We start from the raw sequence: 12,515 nt of genomic DNA on the forward strand, positions 1-12,515 counted from the left end.
GAAATGAGTTTGGTTTAGAGATTAGTCCGAAAAGACACAATTTAATTTATAACCTAAACGAGAATGGTTACGGATAAGGTCGTAATAGGTTTTGCGGCGAATGCTATTAATGTGCATACGCAAAGAATCCATCGTCATTTGTTGTTCTTTCCAAATTTGGTTATGAAATTCCTCGTAGGTTACAGGATAGCCATCTGCATTGATGAGTAAGTCTAAAATTTGGCATTCCCTATCTGTTAGTTCAAAAACCGCAAAGCCTTTTAATATGGATTTATCTCTTCTGCGATAAAAGATCCCTTGTCCTAAATCCATTGTTTGTTCTTTATGAAGTTGTTTGTTGATTCCTAATAGGAGAACAAATAGCTCTTCTAAATCCACAGCCTTTTTTATCAATGAACAAGCGTTGAGTTTAATCATTTCGGTAATTTTTTCTTCATCGCTATAAGCAGTCATAAAGATAACGGGAATATTTGGATTGGTTTTTCGTATTGTCTTAACCATCGCGATTCCGTCTATTTTTCCTCCTAAATTAATGTCTGTGATGATAATATCAATAACATTATTTTTAAAATGTTTTAAACCAATTTCACCTTTTTTGGCAGTTAGAATCTTGCGACAGCGACGTTCTAGCGGAATCTTTAGTAAATCTAATGCGACCGGGTCATCTTCTACTATTAGAATTGTTAAGTTACCAAGCGGTTCAAGTAAAGAAGGCAGCATTTTTGTCCTTAAATTATTCCAAAATATAGTTCTTGAAATAATTGAATAATTGTAAGAAAATAAAGGTAAAATAACAATAAAAGCTATTTTACATTACAAGGGCAATTTTTGTCATTAAATGTTTTTAAAAATTCACAATATAGACAACTTACGCTTCGTTTTGTGCAAATGATAGGAATGGTTTTCTTTTTTGCTTCTGTGCGAAATTTTTTCATTGTGTTATGGTTTAAAAAATTAGTAAGCATTACCAAACAATCTATATTTTGAGGTAACACTTTATGGTTTATGCTCTCTCTCCTTCCGTCCCAATGCGTAATAGACTGACAACCCAAATTTTTTAATACCGCTCTAATGGGAGTAATTTCATCACCACCAATAACTAAAACAGACAATCACGACTCCTTAATTTTGTATGATTTTAATATTTATATAAAATGATAATCAATATCAACTTAATATAAAATAAAAATAATTATTACTTTATATTTGATTTATTAGATAATATTTTGCTACAATTAAGAACATTATCTTGATAAAATCATAAATAAGGATTCCTAAGTGAAAAAATACAAAGAATCTCTCAAAACTATTTTGGACAGATTGCATTTATCTATTAAAAAAAATAATCTCAAAAATTCCAAACAACGCGAATTTATACTCAAAGCACTCTATGAGGACGGAGGGCATTTAAGTCCTGAAGATATTTTTGGAATTATCCGTAAAAGTTGCGCGAATGCTAGTATTTCTTCTATTTATCGCATTTTGTCATTTCTTGAAAAAGAAGGTTTTATTAGCTCTATTGAAGTGGATAAGAGTGGAAAACGTTATGAGATTGCAAGTGGGCTACACCACGATCATATTATTTGTGTAGAATGTGGGAAGATTGAAGAGTTTTGCAACAACGAAATTGAAAGTCTGCAAATAGAAGTTACAAATTCTTACAACGCTAAACCCGTAGGACATGATATGCTGCTTTATGTAGTATGTGAAAAATGCCTTAAAAAATCTGAAAAATAGAATCTTAATGTTTGTTTCTAAAAAGTATTCAAACTCGAAAGCTTTTTAGCATAACATAAAATTTCCGGGCGATATTCAAAGTGCATTGTATCATAATGCCACCAACGCCCACCCCAAATAAAGTTTTCATTTTCAAAAGCCTCAATGATTTCAAGTGGAATGGTGGCAACAGATTGAGAATCGCTTAAGGTTTGATTCCTTAAATCCCATAGCCAATAACGCGAATTTGCCACATTAATATCTATCGCAATTCCAAAACTATGTGCGCTTATGTTTTGAGAATTGGCAATTTTGCGCCACTTAAAAGTGCCACCGATATTTTGCAAATAGATTCTAAGATAAGGATTGGAATCTATCAGTTTTTCCAAGTGATTTTTAACGCGTTTTAATGCGTCATAAGCACCATTTTTTGTGTTGAATAATATTTCCGTGCCATCTAACCAAACAAGAGGTTTTAAATGCTGTTTGACTTCTTTTTCATTTGCTCCATAAAGATGAGAAAAAAGCGTAATATCACGAATCCTAGAGCTATCCTCGTAAGGCATTTTTGCGAACTTTCCAAGTGGGTAGGGAAAGGTGAAAGAATCTACAAGTTGTGCGTTTTTTAAGTCTTTTTGGTAAGTTAGTGCAGTTGGGGTTTCTATGGATTTTGATTGGAGATTCCAACTTATATTTTGCCCCTTAAATCTTAAGACATTTTGTGCTTCAAGGTTGAGTGGATTATAGTGTTTGATTAAGCAGTGTGTGGCAATTTTTGGGTTAAATTCTGGAATCTTGGAGCTTTGCGATTCTGCGCTAAGAAGAATCTGACTAGCTAAAAGACTTGCTAAAATGATTTTAGAGGACAAATTTAATCCTTGAATCGTAATGTAGTTTTGCAAAGATTGCATCGCGTTCTTCTTGGCTAGACACAAGAACTTCTATATTAATGCTATGATATTTGCCTTTACTGCTTTCTTTAGCAGGAGAGTGGATAAATTCTTTATCTATTAACTCTAATGCGGCTAGATACAATTCCTCTTTGCTGCTACCAATAATGCGGTAATGCCAAGTGCAGGGATATTGAATCTTTTGCTTCTCTTCCATTAATATTCCTTTATTTTTCTTTTAAGGTGTTAAAAATTTCTTGCGCCCATTGTGGAATCTTACTAATTTTTTGGGTTTTTGAATCCATACAAACAAGTGTAATGGTAGCGGAAAAAATTTTTTTAGGAGTTGTGGGATTGGTTAAATAAATGTTTTGCAAAAGCGTTAAAGAAGCGGATTTTTGCTCTAGGATTTGTGTTTTGACTTCCAACAAATCGCCAAGCTTTGCGGGATAATGGAAGCCAATTTGCATATCCTTAACAACAAATCCGATTCCATCTTGCAAAGGTGCGATTCCTTGTTTGAAAAATGCTTCACTGCGTGCGCGTTCGCAATATTTTAAATAGTTTGAATGATAAACGATTCCACCACAATCGGTATCCTCGTAATACACTCTTATTTGCATATTTTTCCTTTTAACTTTGTTTTATTATAGCAAATTAAATCCAAAAAATTCACACAAGATAACGCACAAGAATCCAAAAAACAAAAAAGGAACGAAAGGAATCTCTGTTTGTTGTCTGTTTTTATAGCGTAAAAATAGCAAAACAAAAAGTGCCAAGTTTGCGCCAAAAAAGATTGCTAAAATTCCTCCTAATCCTCCAAGCCCTGCGCCAAGTGTGCCAAAAACGATAATATCTCCTTCTCCCAAGACTTCTTTGCGGGTGAAACTGCCCACAAAAAGCCGCAAAAAACTTGCAATCCCCATAAAACAAAAAGCAAAGAGTAGAGATTCTGCCCAAGAGATGCCAAGCAAATTTGGAGGTAATGTTACCGCACCATAGCTTATGCCAAATGCTAAATTTAAGTAATTTAAACTATCTGGAATCGCTAGGAATTCCCAATCAATAACGCTTAAAACATAAAAACATAGCAGAAGCCAAAAGAGAACAATGCCAAAAATTCCAAGCCACGCACAACAAAAAACCGCTAAGATTCCACCTAAAATTTCACTTAGTAAGTAAAAAAGAGGAATCTTAAAGTTGCAATGGCGACATTTTGCGCGACAAAAAAGAAAGGAGAATATAGGAATCTTATCTTTCCACTGAAGTTTTCTTTGACAATGTGGGCAGAAAGAATACGGAAAGATTAGGCTTAAAGAGCGTGGAATGCGATAGATTAGAACATTTGCAAAAGAGCCAAAACTAAGCCCAAAACAAAAAATCAAAAACCACTCAAACCATTCCATAAATTGCACCTTTTTACTACAATTTTACCTAAATTTTATAATATTTTTGCAGATTTTCTCAACTTTGCAAAGAAGTGGTAGAGGAAAAATAGAGCAAAAACTTCTAATGTTTTCTATGAAAAAAGTAAATCAATTTTTATCTTGAAAGGAGGAGACTTAAGAGCGGATTAAAATTAAATTTTTTAAAATGTAACTAAACTTACAAAAAAGAGACACAATGAAAACATTAGAATAAATTAAGGCAATGGATAGGTGGCAAGGAAGTGCTCTTGAGGACGAGTTATTTGCACTTGTTTTAACAAATGATATAGAAAGAGTAAAGGCATTTTTACAAGAGTATCCCTTGCAAGAGAGTTTTTATGAGGCAAATATTAAAGACGGCACATACAAGCTTTTTTTATTTCAAGTAGAATATGTCATTGCCAAAGCAGCAGTGGCGTATGAAAAATATAAAGACCCTGCAATGCTAGAGTTTTTACAAGAATGGGGGCTAAGGATTGATTACCACAGCAAATTCGCGGATAATGCCTTGACAGCATACATTGGATATGGTGGCGAGGATGAAGTAGTCATCAAATATCTTGTAGATAAGGGCTTAACTTGTGAGAAAATAGCATCTGATTCTGGCTGGAATCCTATGCATTATTGGGCTAGGCATAATAATTATAAGGCTCTTAAAATAGCCATTACAAAAGCAGGAGCAAATGTAGATGTGTTAGACGGATCGGGAGAAACACCTTTGTTTCACGCTGTAGAAGAATCTCCAAACCACAAAGCTACTCAGATTCTAATAGAGCTTGGGGCAAATGTGAATTATTATGTTGGAGCTTTCACTCCCTTAGATAAAGCACAAGGAGCTAGAAATAAAAAGCTTCTCAAAGACGCAGGGGCTAAGAGTGCTAGGAGTTTTCGCAAGATTATAGACGAGGCATATTTGGCATTTGGGGTAGATCTTAACAATAGAAAGAGTTTTGATGAAAATTATCATAAATTAACAGACGAGCAACACGCAGAAATATATAAACTCATCAATCAAGGAATTGCTGAAATGATGAGCAAAGGAAAATAAGACAAAAGCAGGTAAAACTACAAACAAATCCACAAAGGAAATCAAAAAATGAATGAAAACATAAAAATCAATTTTGCCAAAGTGCGATTTCACATCAAGGAATTTCAAAAGGTTTATATACTAGGGGGTTGCTCTCTAGTATTTTATGAGCCTTATCATTTACAAGCAAAAGGGAAAAGCGATGGAGAAGAATTTGAAAATGAAGGTGGAAAAAAAATCCACAAAGAACAAGAGATTGTAAAAATGAATTCCCAAGAAAAAAAGGAAGAAATCATTAGCAAAGAAGCTGCGAAAGCATATGCTAAAGAAATTGACAAAGAAATCAATGCTCTTACAGAAAATACTTACAAAGAAAAAATAAACACACAAAGTCAAGAAAAGAGAAAAGGCAAATTTAAAGACTATGATATTTTCTATGATGTTTATACTAGTAAGGAAAACAAATATAAAAGTGTAAATAAAACATTAGGATTTAATCCTGATGGCTTTGAAATAGACAATGGAATTGTAGAGGTTGAAGCGGAGTTTTTTCAAAAATGTTTTCAAAAAGGGATTTATCATCTTATCCCGCGATTAGTTTCTAAACAAAAAGATAAAGATTTGTACTTTGACCCTATGCCTTTAGAGGATAAAGGCTTTGTTGTTACTGATTTTCATAGCACTAAAGAAAAAGAACTCACTTTTCAAAGAAAAATCGCTGAAATAAAGAATCCAGATTTAACCTTGCAAACACCTAAAGAGTTTCATAGAATGTTGAATGAAAATAGAGATTTCACACAAGAGGATAAACTAGCTCAAGCACAAGCTATCCCAAAAGCGCGTGAGTTAAGAGTGAGTGAAATGGAGAAAACCATATTAGAGCAAGATAAAAGCTTAAAAGATATAATAAACGATAAAGAGGAATTAAAGAAAAAGATTAAAAATCTACAAGATAAAAAAGGAAAAACAAGTCAAGAAACAAGCCTATTAGGCAGACTTAAATTCTTATTAATGAACAAGAACAAGGCTGAAGATTATAAAAACATCGTTGAAAATTTTAAAAACAATGAAGAACCAATCCACTCCAAAAACATAGGCGATACAGGAGAATGTGTAGCTTCCTTACTCTTTGAGAAAAAATCTACTAGACATTTATCTAATAGGAGAAAATTAGATGCAAATTTCAATACTAATGGATTTAATCATACGATTCCAGATTTTCTAGTAACTCTTAATGATTATCCTGCCTTAGTAGAAGTTAAGAATGTCCAAACTCAAAGCCTAACAGAACAAATTAGTTTTGAATTAAAACTCGCAAGAGAATATGAATTAGATTATTTATTTTTATGTAATCATTATACTCAATTAATGGATAATATAACAGGTTTAGCAGAATTTAATTCAAACGATGCAAACCATACGGGTTCTAGGAAAGGTTTTATATATCATAAACACGCCAACAGAAGCATAAAAACAATCTTTAAAGAAATCTATCTTCATCACATTAAAGGAGCAGCACCTAATAAGACAATGGTTAAAAGATTAAATTTAAATGATTCTAATAAACTAGAAGAAGAATTAAACAAAAACAAAAGCTTACAAAAAGTTTAAAAGGATAAAAATGTCGTATCATTTTGCACTTTTTGGTGGTTCTTTTGACCCGCCACATTTTGGACATTTGCGTATTGTAGAATCAGCATTAGCAGAGCTTGAGATTGATAAACTTTTTGTTGTGCCAACCTTTCTCAATCCTTTCAAATCTAATTTTTACTTTTCTCCAAAAGCTCGTTTGGAGTGGCTTAGGATTCTGTGTCAAAGTTTGCCTAATTCGTTTAAAGATAAGGTGGAAGTGCTAGATTATGAAGTGCGTCAAAATGCACCTGTGCCAACTTATCAAACTTTGCAATTTATCCAACAAACCTATTTATCAAAAGGCAAAGTTTATTTGCTAGTGGGTGCAGACAATGTAGAATCTCTTTCTAAATGGAAAGATTTTGATAAACTTAAAAAGAGCGTAGAATTTGTTATAATTCCGCGCAAAGGTTTTAGGATTCCGCAGGAATTTAAATCTCTATCGTTTCGCACAATGGATATAAGTTCCACAGAGATTCGGAATAAATTGGCTTGTGGGGATTTTGAAAGTTTATCTTGCTTAATCCCACAAGCAATATTGGAATTAATATTAAAGGAAATGAATTGCAGGACAACAGACAAGAAGTAGTTAAGGAAATCTGCCATATTATAGAGGAGAAAAAAGGCGAAAATATTGAAGTTTTTGATTTAAAAGAAACGGATTATTTTGTGGATTTTGTTGTGATTGCCACCGCACTTGCAGATAGGCATTCTCTAGCTCTTTTAGAGGAGCTAAAGAAACAATTAAAGGCTAAGGGTGAGAGTTTTTTTCATATTGATGAGGAGAATCCAAATTGGATCGTCATAGATTTGGGTGATGTGATTGTTCATCTTTTTACGGAAAATCAACGCAGAAAGTTTAATTTGGAGGAATTTTTACAAAAAATCCTTCAGAGAAAAGAGGATAGAAATGTATAAAAAATTAACCCAAGAAGAAGAGCGTGTTATTTTACATAAAGGCACAGAAGCACCATTTAGCGGAGAATTTGAAAATTTTTTTGAGATAGGAGTTTATCATTGCAAACAATGTGGGTTAGCATTATACGATTCTGTTAGTAAATTTCATAGTGGTTGTGGCTGGGCTAGTTTTGATGATTCTTTACAGGGGGCAATCAAAGAGCAATTAGACGCAGATGGCAGACGAACGGAAATTGTTTGCGCAAATTGTGGCGGACATTTGGGGCATATATTTATGGGGGAGGGATTCACACAAAAAAATACCCGACATTGCGTAAATTCTATTGCATTAACTTTCACAAAAAGCTAATATGGAATAAAATTTGCTTCATATTTCTTAAAAATAAATCTAGCTTTGCTTAGATAAATAAGGATTTAGGTATGCGAATCGGAACTAGCTCAAGATATACAATTATGCAATATCAACAAAACAAGACACAAACTAGTTTAGATAGAACTTTATCCCAAATGAACGGATTAAAGATTCAATATGGGTATCAAGGAACTTCTATTTTTAACAAAACTTTAGCATTGGATTATAATCTTACTACCTTACAACAAAGCCATTCACTCGCAACCAATGCTTTAACTTACACAAAGCATACAGATACAGCATTAAGTGATTTGACAAAAAATATGGACAAATTTAAAACCAAGCTTGTTCAGGGCGCAAACGATATTCATAGTGAAACTTCTCGTCTTGCGATTGCTAAGGATTTAAAGTCTATTAGAGATCACTTTTTAACCCTTGCAAATACTTCGGTGGGGGGTGAATATATTTTTGGAGGCACAGCTACGACATCAAAGCCTTTTAACGCTGATGGTAGTTATAATGGAAATAATGCAAGCTTAAATGCATTGCTTGGCTCCAACAATTCAGTTACTTACAATATCACAGGGAAAGAATTGTTTTTTGGTTCAGATAATGATAAGAATCGTGTGATTTCTACCAACATTCCCAAGTTTAATCAAAGCAAACTTAATCCAAAGATTATGGACCCTTTACACCCAACAGGGGTGAGTGAAGAAGTGCATATTACAGCAGAAGATACTTTGCGTGATTTAGTGGGAGACAATGACGCAGATGCTAGTAATAATCCCCCAGAAGTCTTTTATATCACAGGACGTAGGGCAGATGGCACGGCATTTAAATCCAAATTTTCTATGGATGTAGCTTATACGGATAAAAATCAAGCCTCTACAGTGCAGGATTTGTTGGATAAAATTGGAAGAGAGTTTGGTAATACAGAAACAAGCAAGGCAGTAGAAGTAACACTTAATAAATGGGGAGAAATTGAGATTAAAGATTTAACAGGTGGGCGTTCTAACATTGAATTTTATATGGTTTCTAGCAGTTACCAAGATCCTAACAATACCATAGCTGGGGGTGGAGATGGAGTTGGAACACAGGATATAGATACCCTACTTGGTAGTGGCGTGAAAGTGAATACTTATGTGCAAAGCCCATTTATTGGGACATTTTCTAGTGAAAATATTGCTTCCATAGAGGATTATAATGATCATCGTCTCCATACGATTCCAACAACATTTAGGACGCATACTAATGAATTAGCAAAGTCCAATACTCTGTTACGGGATATTTTTCCAGCAGGAGTGGATTCCATTACATTGAGCGGTACAGGCGCGAATATAGCATTGGATACAGCGGGTGCAGCAGTAGCTCCTACAAATTTCACAATCACTGCAACATCAACCGTGCAAGATTTAATGGATCAAATCAAAACAACTTATGGTGCGAATGGGGCAGATGTAGATGTGCAATTCTCGGAAGGAAAAATTGTCGTAGTGGATAATAATGTATCTAAAAAGAATCCACCTGACCAAGACGATAAAGAATTGCCCTATATTGGAGATAGCTCCCTTAGTATTACGCTAACTGCCAATGATGCAGCAGGCAATCCTATCAATGGATTCCGCAATGATTATAGTGTGGAATATGATAGAGTGGGATTCTCTCGCAGTGGTGGCACACTTAGCTCCAATGTGTCCCAAATCGTGCGCTCCACGAATGAATATGCGGATATGGATACAAAGTTATCAGAAGTTGCAGGAGTAGGGCTTGATGGACATATTTATAACTTTGAGGTTAAAGATGTCAATGGTATCCCGATTGAGGGTAGGATAGAGTTTAGAAATACTGGGAGTGTGCTAATTATTGATTCTCCTGCAGCAATGAATGGCGTCAATATTGCAAATATTGAGATTCCAATTTTGCAAGCCAATGGAAACCCTCCGCAAGTTGCCGGAAGTGCAACACCGGCTGATGATGTAACTTATCAACAATTAGCCGATGTAATGGGAATTGTGATGAATCTTAGCAATTCTAATCCCGGAGATTTAACCAATGTCTTTAATGCGGCGGCAAACTTCAACAATCCCGCAGAAAAGCTTTCTTATGAGACAATGCTAAGTCAAGCAAAAAATAATGTATGGATTGGCTTAGATGTCAATGGGCAATTACAATTAAAAGATCTCAATCGCATTCCTACGCGTATGGAGTTTATGCTTTATGATAATCAAAGTAGTAATTTTGCATTAGACGCGAATGGCAGAGTTACTCCTGCAATTCACCCGGCATTAACTTTTCAAGCCAACAATGCTGTTATTGGCGAAGATCCACATGTGAATTTCTTTCAGCAAATTGATGAGATTATTAAGGCGGTAGAAGATGGGGTTTATCGTCCGGGTTCTGATCAATATAACGATTCTATGCGGAATCCCGGAATCCAAAATGCAATAGCGATTTTTGACCATTTAGCTGATCATATTAATAAGGTGCATACGAAAAATGGGGCGCAGGGGAATGCGTTTGAATATTCCATTGAGCGCACGGAAACCTTGATGGTTCAGGTAAAAACTTTGCGAAGCGAAACCATTGATACAGATTTTGCAGAAACTTATTTGCAGTTTTCAACCCTCACACTTGGATACCAAGCAATGCTCTCAAGCATTGGCAAGATTTCACAACTTTCTTTAGTGAATTATGTATAGGAATTTCTTGTGGATAATATCAACAGAAGTTGTTTATTCACAAGAAGCGAATCATTTTCTAGTTAGATTATTTTGGGAGCTATTTTACATAGAATCCCAAAGGATTCTACTATTGTAATTTAGGCAGTAAGAAGCTTTTGGATTGTTTGTGCATTAAAAGAGTTTTTAAAAGTGTCAATGCGACTTTCAAATGGGTTAAACAACAAACGATTCATTTCTTTTAAATTCTCCTCATTGAATCCTTTCAACAAGGAATCTACAAGATTATTTTGTTTATCTTCTTTGGTATAGAGGCTATCAAAGGAATCTCTTGCAGCTTCAATCTTTGCAAAGTTTGCTTCTACTTTTGCCCAAATTTGAGAGACTTTATCGCTTACGCCATTGCTCGCAGTTTGTAAAGAATTGAGGCTAAAGGACATTTTGACTTCAAGACTTGTAATATTTGCCTTCAGTTCAAGGCTTGTGAGACTAGCCATAGGGACGCGTTCAAACAATCCTGTGATTCCATTTCCTAATGCACTAAACATCGGGATAATGCTGTTTTGAGGTAGATTAGAAGCAGAAACGCCCATTCCTTGATAAGCCTTGTTTGCAAGGATTTGAGAAATACTTTGCCCACCTAGAATCGCATCGTTTGTTGCTTGGTTTTGCACCGCTTCGTCTTTAATTTTCTCACTGACTAAATCAATATGGTGGATATTTCCAGTGTTTCCATTATTAAAGAGAAAATCCGCACTCTTGCGTTTAATGCCTAGTAAATCTCCACTTTCCCCTTTCATTAACTCTTCGCTTTCTTTGGGGTTTAGATAAATCACTCCCACACCTTTTTCGCCAAGTCCTACGAGTTTTCCCTCACCATTGCCATCGGGTGTCCAGATTCTTAGTTTATCATAGATGGGGTCGTCTTTGTCAATCTTGCCATCGCCATTAGAATCATAAACGCTTAAATCCTTGAAGCCATCGCCACTTTTTGTGCCAAAAAGCTCATTTCCATCGTTGATTTTACCATCACCATTTTTGTCTAACGCTAGGAATCCAGAGCCTTTTTTAAGGGTTGCAATTTGGTCAGGCGTCCCATCGCTATCCAAGTCAAAGCGCATTTTTGTATCGCTTAACTCTGTACCATTTCCCTCATAATCAATCACAAGCGGATCAATGATTTTTTTATTAACCCCTTGTGGAATATTTTGTGTCGCATTGGGGCGACTAATTTGCAAGTTTTGCACAAAGCTTTGTGAGATTCCAATGTTAATATCCAATTGTTTTTGTGTGCCATCGCTTGCAATAATTGTGCCTTGTATAGAGACTTCTAAGGATTGAGAGAATCCTTGAGAGAGGCTAATGCCACTTCCTAAAATTCTTTGCTCCAAACTTGTGTTAAAAAAAGATTCCAAAGTCATTGTGGTATTTGTGGAGTTGTTGCCAGATTTGTTGGCAACACTAGAAAAGACATCTTCCCACATTTTTAACATTTCATCTTTAATCTGCGCAACTGTGCCTAATGCCCTATCCAAAACAGCTTTTTGAAAATCGCTTAAATGATTGCCTATTAAGCTTGTGCTAGAAGTAATGTTGGAAGCTTGTCCATTGCCATCTTTGTTAATTGTAGATTGTGGAACGCTATTTGCTTGAGTGTTTGTAATCTCTTTTGCATTCTTTTGATTCACGCTTGATTGGGTGTAAGAAGTGTGTGAAAACTGAAAAGTTTGCAAAGAGAAATTTGCATTGGTTTGCATTTTGTCTCCTTAATTTTGATTTCCACCTATATCGGCTATTTTCTAAAAAACTAAAGAGAAAATATAATTTTTATCCAATCTTTCTTTTTGTTGCACTTCAAAAATCCCTAATTTTACA

Annotated in this window: 14 protein-coding genes; 7 read left to right on the forward strand and 7 right to left on the reverse strand. The window is 34.8% G+C overall.

The window, feature by feature from the left end:
• Positions 1–21 precede the first annotated feature (21 nt).
• Positions 22–720, reverse strand: a complete 699-nt coding sequence (locus tag BS85_RS0102335; protein WP_026943395.1) for a response regulator transcription factor — start codon at positions 718–720, stop codon at positions 22–24.
• An 83-nt stretch (positions 721–803) separates the two neighbouring features.
• Positions 804–1,112, reverse strand: a complete 309-nt coding sequence (locus BS85_RS0102340; RefSeq protein WP_026943396.1) for a DUF2325 domain-containing protein — start codon at positions 1,110–1,112, stop codon at positions 804–806.
• A gap of 166 nt (positions 1,113–1,278) precedes the next feature.
• On the opposite strand from BS85_RS0102340, the gene fur reads away from it, so the two are divergent.
• Complete coding sequence (gene fur, locus BS85_RS0102345; protein WP_026943397.1) at positions 1,279–1,737, forward strand: ferric iron uptake transcriptional regulator; 459 nt, start codon at positions 1,279–1,281, stop codon at positions 1,735–1,737.
• 17 nt (positions 1,738–1,754) lie between these two features.
• Here fur and BS85_RS10065 read toward each other — a convergent pair whose 3' ends face one another.
• The 4 genes from BS85_RS10065 to BS85_RS0102365 are packed head-to-tail and all read right to left on the reverse strand — an operon-like array spanning position 1,755 to position 4,012.
• On the reverse strand, positions 1,755–2,627 hold the full coding sequence (locus BS85_RS10065) for a M15 family metallopeptidase (RefSeq protein WP_084310129.1): 873 nt from the start codon (positions 2,625–2,627) through the stop codon (positions 1,755–1,757).
• A complete protein-coding gene (locus tag BS85_RS0102355) occupies positions 2,575–2,823 on the reverse strand; it encodes an HP0495 family protein (protein WP_026943398.1) in 249 nt (82 codons plus the stop codon). The genes BS85_RS10065 and BS85_RS0102355 overlap by 53 nt, the downstream gene beginning before the upstream one ends.
• A 10-nt stretch (positions 2,824–2,833) precedes the next feature.
• The gene (locus BS85_RS0102360; RefSeq protein ID WP_026943399.1) at positions 2,834–3,229 is read right to left on the reverse strand and encodes a YbgC/FadM family acyl-CoA thioesterase; all 396 of its coding nucleotides are present in this window, start codon (positions 3,227–3,229) and stop codon (positions 2,834–2,836) included.
• Positions 3,230–3,253: 24 nt separating this feature from the next.
• Positions 3,254–4,012: a prepilin peptidase gene (locus BS85_RS0102365; RefSeq protein WP_034550974.1), complete on the reverse strand. Its 759-nt coding sequence runs from the start codon at positions 4,010–4,012 to the stop codon at positions 3,254–3,256.
• 244 nt (positions 4,013–4,256) lie between these two features.
• Between BS85_RS0102365 and BS85_RS10790 the strand changes: the two genes are divergently transcribed.
• From BS85_RS10790 to flgL, 6 genes are all read left to right on the forward strand, one after another.
• Positions 4,257–5,081 carry an ankyrin repeat domain-containing protein gene (locus tag BS85_RS10790; protein ID WP_051604637.1) on the forward strand — a complete coding sequence of 275 codons (825 nt, stop codon included), beginning with the start codon at positions 4,257–4,259 and terminating at the stop codon, positions 5,079–5,081.
• Positions 5,082–5,129: 48 nt separating this feature from the next.
• Positions 5,130–6,671, forward strand: coding sequence for a putative toxin (locus BS85_RS0102375; protein WP_026943401.1), 1,542 nt, complete (start codon positions 5,130–5,132; stop codon positions 6,669–6,671).
• A 10-nt stretch (positions 6,672–6,681) separates the two neighbouring features.
• Positions 6,682–7,281 (forward strand): nicotinate (nicotinamide) nucleotide adenylyltransferase, encoded by a 600-nt coding sequence (nadD, locus tag BS85_RS0102380; protein ID WP_034550976.1) that lies wholly within the window; start codon positions 6,682–6,684, stop codon positions 7,279–7,281.
• Positions 7,257–7,610, forward strand: a complete 354-nt coding sequence (rsfS, locus tag BS85_RS0102385; RefSeq protein WP_026943403.1) for a ribosome silencing factor — start codon at positions 7,257–7,259, stop codon at positions 7,608–7,610. The genes nadD and rsfS overlap by 25 nt, the downstream gene beginning before the upstream one ends.
• Positions 7,603–7,959 (forward strand): methionine-R-sulfoxide reductase, encoded by a 357-nt coding sequence (locus BS85_RS0102390; protein ID WP_026943404.1) that lies wholly within the window; start codon positions 7,603–7,605, stop codon positions 7,957–7,959. The genes rsfS and BS85_RS0102390 overlap by 8 nt, the downstream gene beginning before the upstream one ends.
• Positions 7,960–8,030: 71 nt before the next feature.
• Complete coding sequence (gene flgL / locus BS85_RS0102395) at positions 8,031–10,661, forward strand: flagellar hook-associated protein FlgL (RefSeq protein WP_026943405.1); 2,631 nt, start codon at positions 8,031–8,033, stop codon at positions 10,659–10,661.
• A gap of 119 nt (positions 10,662–10,780) precedes the next feature.
• Here flgL and BS85_RS0102400 read toward each other — a convergent pair whose 3' ends face one another.
• Positions 10,781–12,397 carry an EF-hand domain-containing protein gene (locus tag BS85_RS0102400; protein WP_026943406.1) on the reverse strand — a complete coding sequence of 539 codons (1,617 nt, stop codon included), beginning with the start codon at positions 12,395–12,397 and terminating at the stop codon, positions 10,781–10,783.
• Positions 12,398–12,515 lie beyond the last annotated feature (118 nt).

The sequence above is a fragment of the Helicobacter rodentium ATCC 700285 genome, assembly GCF_000687535.1.
Taxonomy (GTDB): Bacteria; Campylobacterota; Campylobacteria; order Campylobacterales; family Helicobacteraceae; genus Helicobacter_D; species Helicobacter_D rodentium.